This is a genomic window from Flavobacterium sp. CYK-55 (genome assembly GCF_018413465.1).
In the GTDB taxonomy this organism is placed as follows: Bacteria; Bacteroidota; Bacteroidia; order Flavobacteriales; family Flavobacteriaceae; genus Flavobacterium.
Window position 1 is genome coordinate 547,972 of the sequence record NZ_JAHCDK010000001.1, and the last position, 19,114, is coordinate 567,085.

The 19,114-nt window shown below is 38.3% G+C and carries 17 protein-coding genes; 4 read left to right on the plus strand and 13 right to left on the minus strand.

Annotated features, from left to right (window positions below; all coding sequences use genetic code 11):
* The first annotated feature begins 40 nt into the window (after positions 1 to 40).
* Both KIH23_RS02415 and KIH23_RS02420 read left to right on the plus strand, forming a co-directional pair.
* Entirely contained in the window at positions 41 to 1,189 is a 1,149-nt protein-coding gene (locus KIH23_RS02415; RefSeq protein ID WP_213211054.1) for an ATP-binding protein, read from the plus strand.
* 5 nt (positions 1,190 to 1,194) lie between these two features.
* A complete protein-coding gene (locus tag KIH23_RS02420; protein ID WP_213211055.1) occupies positions 1,195 to 1,578 on the plus strand; it encodes a DoxX family protein in 384 nt (127 codons plus the stop codon).
* Positions 1,579 to 1,580: 2 nt separating this feature from the next.
* On the opposite strand, the gene KIH23_RS02425 is transcribed toward KIH23_RS02420, so the two are convergent.
* From KIH23_RS02425 to KIH23_RS02460, 8 genes are all read right to left on the minus strand, one after another.
* A complete protein-coding gene (locus KIH23_RS02425) occupies positions 1,581 to 3,845 on the minus strand; it encodes a helix-turn-helix domain-containing protein (RefSeq protein WP_213211056.1) in 2,265 nt (754 codons plus the stop codon).
* Positions 3,846 to 3,883: 38 nt separating this feature from the next.
* A complete protein-coding gene (locus KIH23_RS02430) occupies positions 3,884 to 4,810 on the minus strand; it encodes a hypothetical protein (protein ID WP_213211057.1) in 927 nt (308 codons plus the stop codon).
* Positions 4,811 to 4,873: 63 nt separating this feature from the next.
* Positions 4,874 to 5,440, minus strand: a complete 567-nt coding sequence (locus tag KIH23_RS02435; protein ID WP_213211058.1) for an OmpH family outer membrane protein — start codon at positions 5,438 to 5,440, stop codon at positions 4,874 to 4,876.
* Between the two features lie 197 nt (positions 5,441 to 5,637).
* Positions 5,638 to 6,507: a class I SAM-dependent methyltransferase gene (locus tag KIH23_RS02440; RefSeq protein WP_213211111.1), complete on the minus strand. Its 870-nt coding sequence runs from the start codon at positions 6,505 to 6,507 to the stop codon at positions 5,638 to 5,640.
* Positions 6,507 to 7,019, minus strand: a complete 513-nt coding sequence (locus KIH23_RS02445) for a hypothetical protein (RefSeq protein ID WP_213211059.1) — start codon at positions 7,017 to 7,019, stop codon at positions 6,507 to 6,509. The genes KIH23_RS02440 and KIH23_RS02445 overlap by 1 nt, the downstream gene beginning before the upstream one ends.
* A gap of 12 nt (positions 7,020 to 7,031) precedes the next feature.
* The gene (mnmG, locus tag KIH23_RS02450; RefSeq protein WP_213211060.1) at positions 7,032 to 8,903 is read right to left on the minus strand and encodes a tRNA uridine-5-carboxymethylaminomethyl(34) synthesis enzyme MnmG; all 1,872 of its coding nucleotides are present in this window, start codon (positions 8,901 to 8,903) and stop codon (positions 7,032 to 7,034) included.
* A 5-nt stretch (positions 8,904 to 8,908) separates the two neighbouring features.
* A complete protein-coding gene (gene ybeY / locus KIH23_RS02455) occupies positions 8,909 to 9,337 on the minus strand; it encodes an rRNA maturation RNase YbeY (RefSeq protein ID WP_213211061.1) in 429 nt (142 codons plus the stop codon).
* Positions 9,330 to 12,737: a hypothetical protein gene (locus tag KIH23_RS02460; protein ID WP_213211062.1), complete on the minus strand. Its 3,408-nt coding sequence runs from the start codon at positions 12,735 to 12,737 to the stop codon at positions 9,330 to 9,332. Before KIH23_RS02460 ends, ybeY begins: the two co-directional genes overlap by 8 nt.
* A gap of 132 nt (positions 12,738 to 12,869) precedes the next feature.
* Between KIH23_RS02460 and gltX the strand changes: the two genes are divergently transcribed.
* Positions 12,870 to 14,375, plus strand: a complete 1,506-nt coding sequence (gene gltX / locus KIH23_RS02465) for a glutamate--tRNA ligase (RefSeq protein ID WP_213211063.1) — start codon at positions 12,870 to 12,872, stop codon at positions 14,373 to 14,375.
* A 27-nt stretch (positions 14,376 to 14,402) separates the two neighbouring features.
* On the opposite strand, the gene KIH23_RS02470 is transcribed toward gltX, so the two are convergent.
* Positions 14,403 to 15,044, minus strand: coding sequence for a hypothetical protein (locus KIH23_RS02470; RefSeq protein ID WP_213211064.1), 642 nt, complete (start codon positions 15,042 to 15,044; stop codon positions 14,403 to 14,405).
* Positions 15,045 to 15,125: 81 nt separating this feature from the next.
* On the opposite strand from KIH23_RS02470, the gene KIH23_RS02475 reads away from it, so the two are divergent.
* Positions 15,126 to 16,109 carry an SPFH domain-containing protein gene (locus KIH23_RS02475; RefSeq protein WP_213211065.1) on the plus strand — a complete coding sequence of 328 codons (984 nt, stop codon included), beginning with the start codon at positions 15,126 to 15,128 and terminating at the stop codon, positions 16,107 to 16,109.
* Between the two features lie 29 nt (positions 16,110 to 16,138).
* Here KIH23_RS02475 and KIH23_RS02480 read toward each other — a convergent pair whose 3' ends face one another.
* From KIH23_RS02480 to KIH23_RS02495, 4 genes are all read right to left on the minus strand, one after another.
* Positions 16,139 to 16,393 (minus strand): DUF6327 family protein, encoded by a 255-nt coding sequence (locus KIH23_RS02480; RefSeq protein WP_213211066.1) that lies wholly within the window; start codon positions 16,391 to 16,393, stop codon positions 16,139 to 16,141.
* A 2-nt stretch (positions 16,394 to 16,395) separates the two neighbouring features.
* Complete coding sequence (locus tag KIH23_RS02485) at positions 16,396 to 16,746, minus strand: competence protein (RefSeq protein ID WP_213211067.1); 351 nt, start codon at positions 16,744 to 16,746, stop codon at positions 16,396 to 16,398.
* Positions 16,746 to 17,075 (minus strand): YtxH domain-containing protein, encoded by a 330-nt coding sequence (locus tag KIH23_RS02490; protein ID WP_213211068.1) that lies wholly within the window; start codon positions 17,073 to 17,075, stop codon positions 16,746 to 16,748. Before KIH23_RS02490 ends, KIH23_RS02485 begins: the two co-directional genes overlap by 1 nt.
* A gap of 277 nt (positions 17,076 to 17,352) precedes the next feature.
* Positions 17,353 to 19,038 carry a glutamine--tRNA ligase/YqeY domain fusion protein gene (locus KIH23_RS02495; protein ID WP_213211069.1) on the minus strand — a complete coding sequence of 562 codons (1,686 nt, stop codon included), beginning with the start codon at positions 19,036 to 19,038 and terminating at the stop codon, positions 17,353 to 17,355.
* Between the last annotated feature and the right edge of the window lie 76 nt (positions 19,039 to 19,114).

Below are 19,114 nucleotides of genomic sequence, written 5' to 3' on the forward strand. Positions count from 1 at the left end.
GCGGTCGCTTTCAGGCTGTTAACTTTTGCTATATTTGCTCATGCTTTTTTCAGAAATTCTCGGACAAGATTACCTCAAAAATCACCTCACCAAAAGCGCGCTTTCGGGTAGAATTCCGCATGCGCAACTTTTTCTCGGGCCAGAAGGATCTGGAACTTTGCCCATGGCGATTGCTTATGCGCAGTTTATTTTGTGTCAAAATTCAGGTTCTGAAAACACGGGCGGAAACGAAGCTTGTAACTTGAAGTTTGCCCATTTTTCTCATCCGGATTTACATTTTATCTATCCGAACGTCACCACCGAAGAAATCAAATCAAAACCCAAAAGCCTTGATTTTATAACCGAATGGCGCGCTTTTTTACAGCAAAATATCTACGGAAGTTTGTTTGATTGGTACCAACATCTAGGCGTTCAAAACAAACAAGGCGAGATTAGGGTAGAAGATGCCGAAGACATTGTCAAATCATTAGCGCTCAAATCATACGAAGGCGGATACAAAGTGGTTATTATTTGGATGGCCGAAAAGATGAATACAGCCGCTTCAAACAAACTGCTCAAAATGCTGGAGGAACCTTCAGACAAAACGCTTTTTATTTTAATTGCCGAGCATGAAGAAGATATTATTCAGACCATTTTGTCGCGTTGTCAAGTATTGCATTTTAGCGCCATTCCAGAAAAAATAATCGCTGATGCCTTGACTGCGCAACACGATTTAGACCCGAGAACAGCTGCAAAAATCGCACATCAAGCGCAAGGAAATTACAACAAAGCACAACAAATTCTCAACGAATCGGGCGAAGATGTGGTTTTTGAAAAATGGTTTGTTGATTGGGTCCGCGCGGCTTTCAGAGCCAAAGGAAACGCGTCAGCCATTCAAGATTTGATTCAGTGGAGCGAACAAATTGCCGGATTAGGCCGCGAAACGCAGAAAAAATTTTTAAGTTATTGCATTGAGTTGTTCCGTCAGGCTTTGTTGCTCAATTATCAGACGACGAGTTTGGTATATATGGAACCCAAAATAGAAAAGTTTAAACTCGAAAATTTTGCGCCTTTTGTTTCCGGAAACAACATTCAGGATATTTACAAAGAGTTATCAGACGCCATTTATCACATTGAGCGCAACGGAAATGCCAAAATTATCTTGACTGATCTTTCAATAAAACTCACGCGTCTCATTCACAAATCATAACGTTTATGGTATATGCTGCCCCGATTTTAGTTGCTGTTTTTTTGGCGGTTACTTTTTTGCAATCGGCTTATGAAAAAGTCATGGATTGGAAAGGAAACATTGCTTGGCTCAAAGAACATTTTGCACAAACCATACTCAAAGACCGAGTTCCATTGGCCTTGTTTCACGTGCTGGTTTTAGAATTAATTTCTGGAGTTCTTTGCTTGGCCGGAAGCATTCAACTCTACGCGAACCACAACAAAGTCTTCGCTTTATACGGCGGAATTTTTTCGTGCATCACCCTGACGATGTTGCTCTTCGGACAACGGTTGGCCAAAGATTACGACGGCGCTCGAACCATCGTCATTTATTTTGTACCGGCGGTTTTAATCGTGTATTGGCTGAGTTAACGCTACAAACTGGCGCGAAACATTTTGAGTTCATCCCAAGTAAATTGATCGCCGTATTTTTCTTTGAGCGGATTCAATGAAGCTTCGTTATAACCTTTAAAAGCTTCGGCTAAAGCTATTCGCTTGTCTTCAGGCAAAACATCTTCAATAGAAACCGCTTTGAGTTCGATGAGTTTGGCCATATGCGTGGCGATGGTTTGCGGGGTGAGTTTTCGGACGCGCGCAATTTCTTTCAAAGTATTTTGCTGATGCCACAGTTCAAGCGTTTGCAAATAGGTTGATTTTTTGGGCTCTTTGATTTTCTTACTTTTTGTTGGTTTTTCAAGCTCATTTTCTTCTTGATCTATTAGTTGGGCGTGCTGCTCAAGATATTGACTTCGAGCCCATTCTAACTTGCGAATGCGATAATTTTTTAGTTCATCGGTTTGTAGATTTTCTTTTCTGATAGATAATCCTTGTGCCATGATTTGAACTAGATTTTTAGCACGCATGAGTTCAGAAATAGCTTGATTGTGATGCATTTCTAATTCGATTAACTCATCATAAAAACCTTGTGCTTTTCGGGCATGTCGAACGATTTCAAGCGTCAATAACAAATGGGTAAACAGTGCATCTAAAACCGGAAAAAAATAATCATACGCCGCCAATATTCGCTCTTCTGTATACTTGAAGTCAATAGGCTGGACACTAAAAATTCTGTTGAGTTGTTGCTGAAATTTTTGCGACGGATTGCTCAATTGTTCTATTTTATCGAGCTGGTTTTGTGCCCAAATGGCGTGTTTTGCTTTTTCAGAATTGGGTGCTTTTTGCTGATAACTAAAGCGATGATGGCGCCAATGCTGAATTAAATCAGTCCAATCAAAAGCCTGAATTAAATATTGCTGAATGTATTTTTGGGTTTCAAATCTAAGTTCGTCTTTAATTTCATCATCGGTTAACTGTCCTGAACTATACTGAACAACGTCTTCATCATTGCTAAGGCCGTTCATTTTGAGTGGTGACAGCAACACTAAACCTTCTAAAGATCTCAAACGCGACAAAGCCACATAAGCCTGTCCGGGCATAAAAACCTGTGAAACATCAATGGCTGCTTTGTCAAAGGTGAGCCCTTGACTTTTGTGCACTGTAATGGCCCAAGCCAACCGAAGCGGATAATGAACAAAAGTGCCCAAGACTTCTTCTTTTATATCACGAGTGGTTTCATCAAGGGTGTATCGGATGTTTTGCCATTCGTATTTCTCAACAGTTATGGTCAGAGATTCTTCCGGAAAACGCACGAGAATTTCTTCGTCTGAAAGCGATTCGACGATGCCCATCTTTCCGTTGTAGTATTGTTTTTGTGCTGACCAATCGTTCTTGATAAACATAACTTGCGCACCGATTTTGAGTTCTAAAGCGGCTTCAATCGGATACATTTTTTCAGGAAAATCACCCACAATATCCGGAAAGTAAACCGTAGATTCACCCTGTAAATCTTGAAGCGATTTCTGATTGATGGCATCGGCCTGAGCATTGTGTGTTGTGAGTGTTATGTAGCCTGATTCCGGATTGGCTTTGAACTCAGGTTGCACATATTGTTGCAGCATCTGCCAATCATTTACTTGTAATTCGTTGTTTCTGAGTTGATTGAGAATTCGAATAAAATCAGAATCTGACTGGCGAAAAATCTTTGGCAACTCAATATAAAGCGGCGGTTGTCTTTGGGTAACCAAGGCGTGAAAAAAGAATTTTCCGCGATAAAACTGCCGGAGTAATTGCCATTCTTGATCTTTGACCACTGGCGGAAGCTGAAACAAATCGCCAATAAACAAAACCTGAACCCCGCCAAAAGGCTGTGGGTTTTTTCGAACGTTTTGCAGGGTAAAATCAATCGCGTCCAAAAGATCGGCGCGCAGCATGCTTACCTCGTCAATAACGAGCAAATCCATGCTTTGTAAAACGGCTTTTTTTGTGGCATTCATTCTAAAATGTCGCGACAAAGTAGCCTTGGTTTCATAATTGACAAAACCCGATAGCTTAGGCGCATCATCGGTGGGTAAAAAAGCACCAAAAGGCAATTGAAATAATGAGTGAATGGTAACACCCGCTGCATTGAGTGCTGCTATTCCGGTAGGCGCAACCACAACGGCTTTTTTGTGGGTGGTTTGCATAATTTCACGCAACAAAGTGGTTTTTCCAGTTCCGGCTTTTCCGGTTAAAAAAATACTTCGGCGCGTTTGGTTGATGAATTGAAGCACGTATTGGGCTTCGGCGGATAAAGAGTTCATAGGCGTATATATCTGACGGTAAATATAATAGATAGCATTTATTTAGAAATACGCTGCAAAAAATTATTAACTATTTCTGAAGATTTAACAGCGCCTTGATCATTGAGGTGATCGGCATCATAAAAGTCTTCATCGTTGAATCTTTTATCTGCGAATAAATTGAGATAATAGGCTACTCCTGGGTTTTTTTGTTCAAAAGAAGTGCATGTTTGTATGATTTTATTTAGCTTTTTAGGGTTTAAATAACGCTCATAAACCCGGGTTTGCGGCATGGAAACAATCAGAACCTTAATGCCTTTTTGCTTGCACAGATTTATCATTTCTTGAATCCGACGGGCATTAATCGTGAAGTCGGTCAATCCGTCTTCTTGAATTTTGGCTCGTTTGGAAGCAACTTGCTCGGCAGGAATTCTATCTTTTTGCAAATAATTATTGCCCCATCCGTTCAAATCGCAATCCAGAATTGTTCTTTTTTTAATGTATCTTTTGATTAAATCTCTGGTTTTATAGGGGCTTTGCGTTAAAGTGAGCAAGTAATTTCTGGGGTCAAACGGATTGATACTTGGAACATCTACATGCATAAATCGAGCATATAAAAATTTACGCCAACCATCATCACCTGTGTTGTCTAGCTGACTCAAATTAGTGTATTCAATACAAAAAACAACTTGTTTGAGTTTGGGTAAACGATTAACATATTGATTGAACAAAAGTTGATCAAAGTATATCGTCTGACTAACGTTGGATAGGTTAAAAGTGGGTTGACTAAAATATTTTGGGTTTAATCCGTACAAGCAGTGTGAGTCACCAAAAAGCAAAACTTCAATTTGATTTTTTTGTTTCTCAATAGACTTTTGTTTGAGGGTGTAATTGTTTGGAACTTGTCGTAGAAAAACTTCAACAGCCAATGCAGCTATCAAAAACAACCCAATCAAAAATGATATTTTAATAACAAATTGCCTCATTAAGGTTTGCAAAAAAAGCCTTCACAATGAATCATGAAGGCTTGATTTTTAATTATTTAAATTTTATTTTTTGATTTCTTTTTTCTCGTCAGAAGCATATTCTTCATTGAGCAATTTGATCACTTCTTTGGTAATGTCATACTGATCTTTAGCATATAAAATAGATACATTCGTGTCGCCACTGGCAAAAACATAATCGTAGCCTTTTTCTTTGCCGTATTTCTTGATGTATTTTTTAACATTGCTGACCAATGAATCCATTTCAACACCGCTTTCTTCTTGCAATTGTCTGAGCATCGCATCTTGCGCATAACTGAGTTCTTGTTCCTTTTTTTGCAAACGAGCTCCGTTGGCTTGAGCCCATGCTTGACCATTGGCTTGGGCATTTTTCTGAAAATTAGCCGCTTCAGACTTGAATTTGGCCACTTCAGCTTGTAGTTCTTTGCCCATTTGATCAGATTTGTCTTTATATTTCTTTTCGATGTCTTTGGCTTTTTGATATTCTTCCATCAGTTTTGAAGTATCAACATAAGCCGTTTTGAAATCTTTTGAAGGAGCAACACTTTCATTGCTTTTGTTACAAGAAATAAACAAGAGTGAAAGCGCTAAAATTAGGGTGAGTTTTTTCATGAGTAGAATTTGTTTTCTGTAAAGTTCAAATGTAAAAAAATATTGTTGCAAGTTGCTTTTAAAGGTGAATAAGTATAGACTATAGAATTTAATTTTAAAATAATGTTTTATTATCAAAACCGGCCTCTTATTAGGCTTTTTGACGGGTTTTCTGTCTTGATTTAAGAACAACTCTATTTGTAGTGACAAAAGTCAGTCTAAACGGCTGTATGGCTGCTTTTGGGTTTTTTAATGATGTAAATGTGTGATGAAAATTCTTTGGTGCGCATTCCTGATAGATTAGAGCATAATCCAATCCAAAAACCTTGAATCATATTCATTTTACCGGTTTTGTATTTTTCAGACAACAACGAAACATAAAATGAATCAAACCACATCGGTTTTACTTGAACCAATTCTAAACCTTGGGCTGCAAACAACGATTGAATAGACTTTTTTGAAAAATGCCATAAATGCCTTGGAACATCATAAGCCGCCCAATGATTTTGATAATGATGTGCATCAAATGATTTGTAATTCGGAACAGCAATGATGATGGTTCCGCCAGGTTTAACCAGTCTTTTTAATTCGGTGATTTGAGCTTTTACATCCGGAACATGTTCTAAAACATGCCACATGGTAATAACATCAACCGAATTATCTTTTAAATCTTCAGTAGAGTAGGTGAGTTCAACGCCTTTTTGCAAGGCTATGTTTCGGGCTTTTTCATTGGGTTCATATCCTTTAACCTGCCATCCTGAGCTTTTGGCAGCAGCTAAAAAATCTCCGGTTCCGCAGCCAATATCCAATAAAATTCCTTTGTTTTTTTGCTCTGCTAAAACCAATTTGAGCTTTTGCTGAATGGCTGTCTTCTTGATGAATTGATAGATTTTTTCAAACCAAGAACGTGAAGAATCTGTATGTGAAATATAATCTTCACTTTCGTAATAACTACCCAATTCATCTGAGGTTGGCTGTGGAGTAGTAGCCAACAAATCAATTGAAGTATCTAGGTACAAACTAAATTCCTTCTGAGAAACTGAGTAATCTTTAACTTTTAAATAAAGCTCTGATGAAGTCATATTGATTATTGATTGTAGTATTCGTCTTTTAGATTTTTTAGATAATTAACCGCAATATTTTGAAGTAAAGAATCATCTGCTAAGCAATCTTGATGATCGCTGTTCACCATTGAAAAAGCAATAAACTTTCTCTGAATTTCAACCGTTGCATCATCAGGTTGCAAATTTATTACTGAAAAATTAGAAGAATCGAAGTATTTTTCGAATTCAGAATTATCGTACAGAATAATTTTGTATCTATTTCGGTCAATAGTAACTGAATATTCGAGACTATAATAGTTTTCTTTTTTAAATTTCATTGAAAGAAATTTTTCTATAGTCATGTTTTTGGTGTTGTTTTCAAAAATAAAAGCGGTTAATGGTTTAGGGTTTCCAAAAACTTCTTTGCCGTTAGGAACTAATAAATAGTCTTCAATTTGAATCGTAGCTTTTCTAGCTACACATGAAATAAAAAAAACACTGATGACAAAAACCAGCATTTTCCCTTTATTTATGGTGTGTACGAAATGTCGTTTCACGTGGAACATTATTTATCTTCCCATGTAAATCAGCAAAACAGAAATGTCGCTTGGAGAGACACCGCTAATTCTAGACGCTTGAGAAATGGTTACTGGACGAATCTTTGTAAGCTTTTGTTTGGCTTCAATTGACATAGATTTGATGAGCGAATAATCAAAATGCTCGGGGATTTTCACATCTTCTAAGCGAACCAATTTGTTGGCATTGTTGCGTTCTTTTTCAATGTATCCTGAATATTTAACTTGTATTTCTGCTTGTTCAATGATCTCACGGTCTAGTTGATTTTCTTCAATAAAAGCAGTAACCTTTTCAAACTTGAGCATATCGTCAAGGTTGATTTGCGGTCTGGAGAAAACTTTAAACATTTTATCAGACTGATTCATTGGCGTACTTTCATTAGCCAATAAAATAGGATTAGCTTCTTCAGGTGTAACACTTGTTTCTTTAAAAAACTGAACCATTTTCTCAGACTCATTGAATTTATACTCCATTCTTTTAAGTCTCTTTTCACTGGCCAAACCAATATTATAAGATAACGGAGTTAGTCGAGAATCAGCATTGTCTTGACGCAACAATGTTCTAAACTCAGCTCTAGAAGTAAACATTCGATAAGGCTCTTCGGTTCCTTTTGTGATTAAATCATCTATGAGAACACCAATGTAAGCTTGATCTCTTTTTAGAATAAACGGTTCTTGTTCTTTCACTTTTAAAGCAGCATTGATTCCCGCCATCAAACCTTGAGAGGCTGCTTCTTCGTAGCCCGTTGTACCATTTATTTGTCCTGCAAAATACAAACCTTCAACCAATTTGGTTTCTAGTGTATGCTTGAGCTGAGTAGGAGGGAAGTAATCATATTCAATAGCATAACCTGGACGGAAAAATTTGACTTTTTCAAAACCAGCAACAGAGCGCAATGCTTTATATTGAACATCTTCAGGTAAAGATGTAGAGAATCCATTGACATAAACCTCAACAGTATCCCATCCTTCAGGTTCAATAAAAAGCTGATGGCGTTCTTTATCTGCAAAACGGTTGATTTTATCTTCAATAGATGGGCAATATCTTGGCCCAAGGCTTTGAATTCTGCCATTAAACATAGGTGAGCGATCAAAACCTTCTCTGAGAATATCATGAACTAAGTTTGAAGTATAGGTCATATGACACAACTTCTGATGTTTTAACGGTTGGGTAATATCTAGATAAGAAAACTTATCTGGGTTAACATCACCGGGCTCTTCGTACATCTTTGAATAGTCTAACGAACGACCGTCAACTCTCGGAGGCGTTCCTGTTTTCATACGGCCCGATTCAAAACCAAATTTAACCAAGTCTTCTGTAATACCAAAAGCGGCACTTTCGCCTGCTCTTCCGCCGCCAAATTGCTTTTCACCTATATGGATTAATCCATTTAAAAAAGTTCCATTAGTCAGAACAACTGTTTTAGCTTTAATTTCAACACCCAAAGAAGTTACAATTCCTTGAATCTTGTGATTGTGAATTAAAAGGCCGCGAACCATTTCTTGATAAAAATCGAGATTAGGAGTTTGCTCCAGCATTAATCTCCAAGTTTCTGCAAAACGCATACGATCACTCTGAACGCGTGGCGACCACATTGCAGGCCCTTTAGATTTATTGAGCATTTTGAACTGAATAGCTGTTTTATCAGAAACAATCCCAGAATAGCCACCAAGAGCATCAATTTCACGAACAATTTGCCCTTTAGCAATACCACCCATCGCAGGATTACAAGACATCTGAGCAATGTTCTGCAAGCTCATAGTCACCAATAAAGTTTTACAACCCATATTAGCGGCGGCAGCAGCAGCTTCTGATCCGGCATGCCCAGCACCAACAACAATTACATCATATACTTCCTGAAACATGATTGCTATTTAAGTGGTTGTTCCACGTGAAACATTTTAATTTTTTCGTCTTCTTTTAATCGCATTAAAGATTCATCCTTTTTGCTTTTGTCTTTATAACCACAGTAATGAAGTACGCCATGCACCAAGACTCTTTTCAATTCTTCATCAAAAGAAACTTTAAAATCTTGAGCGTTTTCTCGAACACGGTCGATGGAAATGTAAATATCGCCATGTAATTCATTTCCTACAGAGTAGTCAAAGCTGATGATATCAGTCAAAGTATCGTGACTAAGATAGCTTTTGTTGATTTCAAGCAAATAATCATCTGCACAAAAAATATAATTTATATCACCTTCTTTCTTGTTTTCAGAGACGATAACTTTTGAAAGCCAAGCTCTATGTAGCTTAACCTGTTTTAATCTAAATGGTGTTTCGTAGTTAAAACTAATCATGAGTTTTAAAGTATTCCTGAACCTTTTGGTTAAAATTAGGGCGCAAAGGTAAGGCTTGTCTGTTTAATATTTCAACACTATTGAGATATTGTTGCAGTTGTGTTGGCAAAGCATTCGTTGTATTATTAAACTCTTTCTTATTGGTCTCTGATTGACGCTTTTTATCCTCACCTTGTTGTTGAACAGCTTTCTGGAGTTTGAGCAACTCATACTTTAAATTAAGAACTTTTTGCAAAGTTTCATTGTTAAAGCCTTTGTTAAGTAATTGTTTTTCAAGCTCTTTCATCTGATTCAATGCGTTCTGACCAGAGCCGCCAATGCCTTGCCTTTCTAATTCTTTCTGGAGCGCATCTCGCAATTGCTGTTGCTCCTTATAAATTTCCATAATGGCATCGGCGTTGCCATCACCATCTTCACCTTTTTGTTGACCATCCTTACCTGGTGAAGATTGATCTCCTTTATCTCCGCCACTTTGACCGGACTTTCCGTCCTTGCCAGACTTTCCGGATTTTCCAGACTTGCTTTCGCCGGGCTTATCACCTTCGCCTTGACCTTCAGAAGAACTTTCGCCAGGTTTTACACCTTCACCTGGCTTATTTCCTTTCTTCATGCCTTTTTTCATCTTTTCGCCCAAACCTTCTTGCTTTTTAATAATATCAGGCAATTGCATTCCTTGACCTTGACCAGGTTTAGGTTTACCCATACCAGAACCAGACATTTGCATTTGCATGCTGTTGAGCAAATCACTTAAGAAATCAGCTAATCTATTAGCAGAAGTTACCGCATACTGTTGATGTGAAGTTCCTTTGGGTATTTGAGCATCAGCTAAACTTTCAATGGCCTTATCCATATTGTAATGAACGTTGCCAACTTCTTGCGTGATGTTGTCTGAAAATTTTGGATTTCTGAGCGACATGGCAAACAAACTATCATCAACATGCTTGAACTGTTGTTTGAGATTTTGCTGGATTTTCAAATTCTTATTAAACGACGGAGAACCTCGCTTTAAACCTTTGAACTGCTTCATCACATCTTCTTGCGAAAACGAGTAGGCGAGCAGGTTATCTAAAATCTGGCGAAGCATTTTCACGTCTTCATCCATCTGCTCCATTTCGTCTTGCTGCATGCCTTCTTGCATCTTAGCTGACATTTGCTTCATTTTTTGGGCAGCGCTTTTCTGCTTCGGTTTGGCTTTATCTTTTTTGTCTTTCTGAAGTTCCTCCGAAGCCTTTTTCATGTCTTCATCAATGCTCTTTTGTTTTTCGGCATCGGTCGGAATCTCCATCGGAGACTTTAATTCTTTGTTGTCTTTTTGTAAATCTTTGAGCTCTTCCTGAATCTTATCAAATTCTTTGTTGATTTCATTTTGCTTTTCAGCTGAATTCTCCTTTTCGTTCTCAGCTAATTTATCTTGCTTTTCACCCAAATCTTTAAGCTTATCTGCCAATTGTTCAGCCTTTTTACTCACGTAATAGCGCTTGGTAAGCTCGAGCAATTGCTCTAAATTTTTGGTTTGATTCTTACTGGTTTGCTTGAACTCATCTATCTTTTGCATGAGTTCTTCATTCTTGATTTTGTCAGTCAATTCTTTGAGTTCATCCAAAAGCTTTTTGTTCTTTTCGAGTTCTTTATTGTTCTTTTCAAGACGCTTCTGAAGTTCTTCTTTAAACTCATCTTTTTTATCAGATTTGAACTTGTCGAGATTCTCTTTCATCTTTTCAGAGAACTCTTTCATCATTGCGTCTTGTTGCTTTTGACGGTTGATAAAATCGTTGATCTTCTGCTGATCTTTAAACTCTAAATTGTCTTTTTCTTTTCCGGATTTTTGAATTTTCTCGAGTTCAGAAATCTGCTTGTCTTGGTTCTTGAGCGATTGCTCTAAACCATTGATGTTGCTGTTTTGTTGTTGCAACATCTGATCTTGCTTTTCAGATTCAGTGGCTACACGATTCGAAAAAACCGATGATTTACTGCTTTTAAAATGATGAACCGCATCATTGTCAAAAATCTCAAAATAGTATTCATAAGTAACGCCCGGTTCTACCTGAAGTTGGCTCGGAAACGAGAATACAAATCGATCGTACAAATCATTTTTCACCGGAATCGTTCCGCGGCGGGCGGTTTGCGGTTTGCCAATTTCATAATAAACAATCTGCAAACGCGATAAGCCGTAATCATCTGATACTTGCCCGATCAAATACTTCTTCTCGGTTTTAATACTATCCGGCGCATGTCCAACATCAATGCTCGGATATTGATCTTTCACCACCGAAATCTGATAAATGAGTTTTTCGTAGTGACGCACTTTTTCGTTTGAAGTCAAAATTTGGTAATCCGTCGGTTCTAAAATAGATTTTGAATAACCAAACTGATTTTCATTTCGGATGAATAAACCTTGCGTGTTTTTATCTTGCCATTCCACACGACTCGTGGCTTGGGCGTTTATTATCCAGTTAACACGCGTTCCTTCGGGTACCACAGCATTTCCTGAACCTTTGATGATTTCAGACTTGCGATGCAAATAAGACGGAAACTGCAATTGCATCTCAAAATTGGCAATCGATGGAACCGTCACTACGCGCAGTTTATAATCGTCAGAAACCACCGCGTTGGCTTGCAAGTGAAAATCAATATCCGCTACCGGTTTGCTGAACTTATACTGAAAAGTTCCGGGCTGAACCGTCTCCATAAAATAACTTTCGTCACCCAAATAAATCATCACATTTTCAGGAATCACGCGGCCTTTGGTTTTGAGCACGAGTGTAAAATCTTTGTTTTGCTCGGTCTGCAAAAGCGGGTTGACAATTTCAAACGCAAAAGGAGCCGGCGGCGTAAAAGTTTTCTGAAAATGCACCACTCGATTAAAACTCTGTGAAATCACATTGCTGTTGCCTGACAAATAGAAAAAAGCAAACAACAAAACCGGAATCAAAGCCAATGGTAAATATTTTCGGTTGGCTTGGATGTTGATCGCGTTGGTAAATGGAATCGGTTGTAAGCTTTGCGCCTTCTGATCTATCGAAGCCAACAAGAGTTCGGTATTGCTTTCTTGCGTTGAGAGTTGCAAAAAGTTCGTCAACTTATCACTAACTTCTGAAAAGTGATTTCCGATGATGGTTGATGCCTGAGTATAATCAATTCCTTTTTGAAATTTGAATAGCTTAAAAATCGGAAACAATATATACCGCAAAAGCAAAAACACTTCAACCGCCACAAACGTCCAGAACAATAGCGTTCGGCCCAGCGGTTTGAGCCACAGAAAATACTCTACAAATAATGTAAACAGAAAATAAATTAATCCCAATCCAACAAAAAAGAGGGCGCCTCTGATGAGTTCATTGAGGTAATACTTTCGGATAAAAGCTTCTAATTTCTGATAAATAACGCGGGTAGAATCCAAGGTTCAAGCGCAGTTTTGGTTACAATCGCTAAAAATACAATTTTAAACGAATCGAAAAACTTAAAAATTTATCAATACGCAGGCTGCTTTCAATGCTTTTTGAAGTGTATCTTTGCGCAAATTTTTAAGTCTATGTCACAACCTGTTCGCGTTCGTTTTGCGCCAAGTCCGACCGGTCCGCTTCATATTGGCGGAGTCCGCACGGCTTTGTTTAATTATTTGTTTGCCAAAAAACACAACGGTACTTTTTACTTGCGTATTGAAGATACCGATCAGAATCGTTTTGTGCCCGGCGCCGAAGCGTATATTTTTGAAGCACTTGAATGGTTGGGCATTTCACCTGACGAAACCGTGGGCAAGAACGAAAAGTTTGGTCCGTATCGTCAGTCAGAACGAAAAGCCATGTATCGTCAATATGCAGAACAGCTCATTCAAACCGGTTGGGCGTATTATGCTTTTGACACGGCCCAAGCGCTGGATGCTCATAGAAAACAACACGAAGCCGAGGGTAAAACCTTTATTTACAATTGGCACAATCGTGAAAAATTAGATACTTCACTGGTTTTATCAGCCGATCAAATCCAAAACAGAATTGACGCCGGACAAGATTACGTGATTCGTTTTAAAACGCCGGTCAATGAAACTTTGCATTTGCATGATATTATTCGAGGTGATATTCAGTTTGATACCAACTTGCTCGACGATAAAGTTTTGTTTAAAAGCGATGGTATGCCAACCTATCATTTGGCGAATATTGTTGATGATCATCTGATGGAAACTTCGCATGTTATTCGCGGTGAAGAATGGTTGCCTTCATTGCCGTTGCATCATTTGTTGTATAAAGCTTTTGGTTGGCAAGCACCTGAATTTGCACATTTACCACTGATTTTAAAACCCATCGGCAACGGAAAACTCTCAAAACGCGATGGAGACAAAATGGGCTTTCCGGTATTTCCGCTGGAATGGAAAACAGAAGAAGGCACCTCGTCGGGCTATCGCGAAAAAGGTTATGTGCCTGAAGCGGTCATCAACTTTTTGGCTTTACTAGGTTGGAACGACGGAACCGATCAAGAAATTTTTAGCCTGGAAGAACTCGTTCAAAAATTTGATTTAAACCGCGTACACAAAGCAGGAGCGAAGTTTGATCCGGAAAAAAACAAATGGTTCAACCATCATTATTTGATGTTGCAAGACAACGCTTCATTGGCCAAATCATTTGCGGTGATTCTTCAAGAAAAAGGATATAATGCTTCTGAGGGAAAACTCACACAATTGGTTTCACTCATTAAAGAACGGGCGAATTTTGTTTCAGAGTTTTGGGAAATGAGTGATTTCTTTTTTGTGGCACCAAATATTTATGACGAAAAAGCAACCAAAAACTGGAATGCCGATACCGCCGAGCTCATGAGCGAAATCATTACGGTCATAAACAACATTGCTGATTTTAGTTCTCAAAACATCGAAACCATAGTTAAAGAATGGATTTCTGCGCGTGAAATCGGGATGGGTAAAATCATGCAACCTTTGCGCTTGAGTTTGGTGGGTGCGCTCAAAGGCCCGCATTTATTTGATATCATTGAATGGATTGGAAAAGAAGAAACCACCCAACGAATTCAAAAAGCAATAGAAACTTTATAAAAAAAGCTCCCGATTTGGGAGCTTTTTTTATAAATTAAATATGATTTGTGCGTTAATGGTTCCCAGGGTTCCCTTGAAATTTCGGTTCCCGTTTTTGGCCAACAAATCATCATCTTTATTGAGTTTGTTGAAGAAATTGGTAAAGCCGTATTCATAAAAGACCAAGGCGCGTATTACTTTTCCGCCGCCTGAAGCGCCTAGGTAAATTTGGCCACTGGCCGGAGAAACATCAATAATATCTTTTGCTTTTAAAACGGTTCCGGACAATTGTTTTTCTTCATCTGTTCCGGATATATGCAACTTCCCGTTGATCTGAACTTGCGGTCCAAAATCAACCGAAACATGGTCTTCTACCACATTATAACTAAATAACAATCTAACTTTTACACCTTGAAAATTATATTTCACGCGCTGATTGTAATCAGCCTCGAGTGAGAAATTATTTGAGAAAAACTGCATGCCGTATATCATGCTCCAATCATTGTAGTAATTTCCGCGCACCGAAAGTCCGCCGGCAAAACCGCTCTCTGGTTTGGCGCTAAAGTTACTGGTAAACAATGAAGTTTGTGAAATCCCGCCTGAAATTCCAATGCGATTTCCGTCTTTATTCTGAAACTGACCAAAAACTGAAAACCCTGAAAGCATCAGTAATGCAAAAATTTTTTTCATGTGTGAAAATGTTCTTGATTTAGATGTAACAAACATACATTAAATTTCGTAGAATGGCTTTTTAACTTAAAATTTATCCATATGCCATTTCTCGTAATTATTTTGTTTATAGGCTTAGTCCTTTTACTCTCATCTTTCTTTACTGTAAAGCAACAAACTGCCGCAGTTATCGAACGATTTGGCAAATTTCACAGCATTCGAAACTCAGGTTTGCAACTCAAATTACCCATTATTGACAGAATTTCAGGTCGCGTGAATTTGAGAATCCAACAACTCGATGTGATTATTGAAACCCAAACCAAAGACAATGTGTTTGTTAAAATGAAGGTTTCGGTTCAGTTTAAAGTGATTCAAGAACATGTATATGAAGCGTTTTACAAACTTGAATATCCGCACGATCAAATTACAGCTTATGTTTTTGACGTGGTGCGCGCCGAGGTTCCGAAGCTTATTTTAGATGATGTTTTTGTTCGAAAAGATGATATTGCCATTGCCGTAAAACGCGAATTAAATGAAGCGATGATGGCCTATGGTTACGACATTATCAATACTTTGGTGACTGATATTGATCCGGATATTCAAGTAAAAAATGCTATGAACCGCATCAATGCTGCTGAACGTGAAAAAACCGCAGCTCAATTTGAAAGCGAGGCACAACGCATCAGAATTGTTGCCAAAGCCAAGGCTGAAGCCGAAAGTAAAAAACTCCAAGGTCAAGGTATTGCCGATCAAAGAAGAGAAATTGCCCGCGGATTGGTTGAAAGCGTTGAAGTGCTCAACAGTGTTGGGATTAACTCACAAGAAGCATCAGCTTTGATTGTGGTGACGCAACACTATGATACTTTGCAAGCCATCGGTGCCGATACCAATTCTAACTTGATTTTGTTGCCGAACTCGCCTCACGCAGCCACCGACATGCTCAACAATATGGTCGCGAGTTTTGCCGCTTCCAACCAAATTGGGGAACAGCTTAAAAATCAGCCAAAAAAAGTGAAAGATAAAAGCAAAACATCGTCTGATTACAATCCGTCAGACACTTCAAATCCTGAAGAAACTTCTACTTAATTTGACACAAAACACAATAAAAAAGAGGCTTAATCGCCTCTTTTTCTGTTTAATATCCATTGCAAAATAAACGGAAATGCGGTTTTTAGAACACTTCCAGCCAGTCCGCTTAATATGTGTTTGTTAAACCAAGCTAAATAGGAAATTTGCTCGCTTGGAAAAACATTTTCTTTTAATTTTTGTACACTTAGCGAAGCTTTTTGATAGTGAAGTTCGCGCTCAATTTTAAGCATTTCAAGTTCGCGTTCAATCTCGTCGTAAGAGCTATATTTTTGGGTATTCATGATTAATCGTTAAAGAAAATTTCTGAAAAACGTTCCAAAATCGGGCCTTCGACAATTTTGTCTTTAACGCTAAAAAGCAATAAAGCTAAAATGAGATAAACACCGGCCACCAATAAAAATCCTAGCGGATACGATTGCATCCAAGCGCCTAAAGCCAATGCTCCGGCAATAGAAGCAAAGAGCAAAACAACCAGCAAACACAAAGCAATTAGTAAAAACTTGACCATCAACGTGGTAGATTTCATAGCAACTTTAAAACCCCAGAGTTTGTAATAAGCTACAGTGGTTTCAACATACGCTTTGGCGTGCTCTTGAAATTCTTCGGTTTGTTCTTTGATTTCTTCAAAAGCCATTACTTCTGAAATTTGGCGTTCTGTTGTTTTAACTCGGCTAGTTTTTGTTCAAGATAAGTAATGGCTTCTTCAGCTTTATAACTCGAACGCGACAATAAATCATCCATAGATTCTTTGAGGTCAACTTTGGTTTGATCTAATTTTTCTTTAGCCTCGTTTTCTACGGTTTGGAACTTTTCTTTCAAATCATCTTTGAGATCATCTAAATTGTCTTTGATTTTTTTTCGGGTTTCAGCTCCTTTGTCGGGAGCGAACAAAATTCCGAGACCAACTCCAATGGCGGCACCCAAAAGTAAGGCTACCAAACCTTCACTATTTTTTCCTGACATGATTTTTAATTTAGAAGTCTAAAGTTACGAAATTTCTTTTCTGAGCTTTGTTAAGAGAACTCACAAAAGGCAAAATTTAATTTAAAGCGATTTGAGCAACATTCACAACTAAAAATATAAAACCACCTTGGTTTTTTTTAAAATTCGCTTAGAATAAATTTATGGATGTCAGTTTTAATAGTGTTTGTTGATGATTTTTATAATTTATATAGTTAATGATAATCATTAAAAAACCCGCCTTGTAAGCGGGTTGATTATAGAATTTTTCAATACATGATTATTCTTTGTTTTCAATCTTAGCCCATGTATCTCGAAGACCAACTGTTTTGTTAAAAACTAATTTTTCTGAAGTTGAATCTGGATCGACACAAAAATAACCCAATCGTTGAAACTGATAAGCGGTTCCGGCTGATGCATTTTTTAAACTTGGTTCCATATAACCGGTAATCACTTGTAATGAATTTGGGTTGATATAGGTTTTAAAGTCAATGTCTTTATCGCCATCAGGATTTTCATGTGTGAATAATCGATCATAAACACGAACCTCAGCTTCAAGAGCATGCTGCGTTGAAACCCAATGAATCGTTCCTTTTACTTTGCGCATACTGGCTTCGGTTCCGCTACCAGACTTACTATCAGCATCATAAGTACAGTAAATTTCGGTGATATTTCCGTGAACATCTTTCACTACACTTTCGCCTTTAATGATATAGGCATTTTTAAGACGAACTTCGGTTCCGAGGGTCAATCTAAAAAATTTCTTGTCGGCTTCTTCTTTAAAATCTTCGCGCTCAATATAGAGTTCTCTGGTAAATGGAACTTTTCTGTAACTCAACACTTCAGCTTCAGGATTGTTCTCGGCATCGAGCCATTCATCTTGACCTTCAGGGTAATTGGTAATCACCAATTTCACCGGATTAAGCACAGCCATCACGCGATCAGTGGTTTTGTTGAGTTCTTCGCGCACGCAAAATTCAAGCAGCGAAACATCAATCAAATTGGTTCTTTTAGCGATGCCAATTGTGTTGGCAAAATTGCGAATGGCCATCGGTGGATAACCGCGTCTGCGCATTCCTGAAATCGTACTCATACGCGGATCATCCCAACCGGTCACGTGATTTTCATCAACCAATTGGAGTAATTTTCGTTTAGAAACTATGGTATGCGAAAGGTTTCTTCGGGCAAATTCACGTTGCTTTGGGCGGACCAATGTGTCATCATAAATCTGATCTAAAAACCAATCGTATAATTCGCGATGCGGCAAGAATTCAAGGGTACACAACGAATGTGAAATCTGTTCTAAATAATCACTTTCACCATGTGCCCAATCATACATCGGATAGATACACCAATCATTGCCTGTTCGGTGGTGGTGCTCGTGCATGATGCGATAAATAATCGGGTCGCGCATGAGCATATTCGATGAAGTCATATCAATTTTAGCGCGTAAAACATGCGTTCCTTTCGGGAATTCTCCGCTTTTCATGCGGGTAAAAAGATCTAAATTTTCTGCAACAGAACGATCTCTGAACGGTGAATTGGTTCCCGGTTGTGTAGGCGTTCCTTTTTGTTGTGCCATATCTTCAGACGATTGGCTATCAACATATGCTTTGCCCTTCTCAATGAGTAAAACGGCCCAATCGTAAAGCTGCTGAAAATAATCAGAAGCATAACATTCACGATCCCATTGAAAACCCAACCATTGTACATCGCGCTTGATGGCATCAACATATTCTTGCTCTTCTTTGGATGGATTGGTATCGTCAAAACGCAAATTAACCGGAGCGCTATAATCAAGACCCAAACCAAAATTCAAGCAAATTGCACTGGCATGTCCTACGTGCAAATATCCGTTAGGTTCAGGTGGAAATCGAAATCGAAGCTTGTTGTTTGGCAGACCGTTTTTTAGATCTTCCTCGATGATTTGTTCTATAAAATTGAGTGATTTTTCCTCAGTTGACATAGTAAAAATTTAGAGCCGCTAAGTTATAAAATAGTTGCGAAGTTCAGCGATGATTTGAAGCTGGTTTTCAATCGCA

What these genes read in the sequence shown, in the direction of transcription:
- KIH23_RS02415 (WP_213211054.1), top strand. Translation starts at nt 41, where the DNA reads ATGCTTTTTTCAGAAATTCTCGGACAAGATTACCTCAAAAATCACCTC.
- KIH23_RS02420 (WP_213211055.1), top strand. Translation starts at nt 1,195, where the DNA reads ATGGTATATGCTGCCCCGATTTTAGTTGCTGTTTTTTTGGCGGTTACT.
- KIH23_RS02425 (WP_213211056.1), bottom strand. Translation starts at nt 3,845, where the DNA reads ATGAACTCTTTATCCGCCGAAGCCCAATACGTGCTTCAATTCATCAAC.
- KIH23_RS02430 (WP_213211057.1), bottom strand. Translation starts at nt 4,810, where the DNA reads ATGAGGCAATTTGTTATTAAAATATCATTTTTGATTGGGTTGTTTTTG.
- KIH23_RS02435 (WP_213211058.1), bottom strand. Translation starts at nt 5,440, where the DNA reads ATGAAAAAACTCACCCTAATTTTAGCGCTTTCACTCTTGTTTATTTCT.
- mnmG (WP_213211060.1), bottom strand. Translation starts at nt 8,903, where the DNA reads ATGTTTCAGGAAGTATATGATGTAATTGTTGTTGGTGCTGGGCATGCC.
- ybeY (WP_213211061.1), bottom strand. Translation starts at nt 9,337, where the DNA reads ATGATTAGTTTTAACTACGAAACACCATTTAGATTAAAACAGGTTAAG.
- gltX (WP_213211063.1), top strand. Translation starts at nt 12,870, where the DNA reads ATGTCACAACCTGTTCGCGTTCGTTTTGCGCCAAGTCCGACCGGTCCG.
- KIH23_RS02470 (WP_213211064.1), bottom strand. Translation starts at nt 15,044, where the DNA reads ATGAAAAAAATTTTTGCATTACTGATGCTTTCAGGGTTTTCAGTTTTT.
- KIH23_RS02475 (WP_213211065.1), top strand. Translation starts at nt 15,126, where the DNA reads ATGCCATTTCTCGTAATTATTTTGTTTATAGGCTTAGTCCTTTTACTC.
- KIH23_RS02480 (WP_213211066.1), bottom strand. Translation starts at nt 16,393, where the DNA reads ATGAATACCCAAAAATATAGCTCTTACGACGAGATTGAACGCGAACTT.
- KIH23_RS02485 (WP_213211067.1), bottom strand. Translation starts at nt 16,746, where the DNA reads ATGGCTTTTGAAGAAATCAAAGAACAAACCGAAGAATTTCAAGAGCAC.
- KIH23_RS02490 (WP_213211068.1), bottom strand. Translation starts at nt 17,075, where the DNA reads ATGTCAGGAAAAAATAGTGAAGGTTTGGTAGCCTTACTTTTGGGTGCC.
- KIH23_RS02495 (WP_213211069.1), bottom strand. Translation starts at nt 19,038, where the DNA reads ATGTCAACTGAGGAAAAATCACTCAATTTTATAGAACAAATCATCGAG.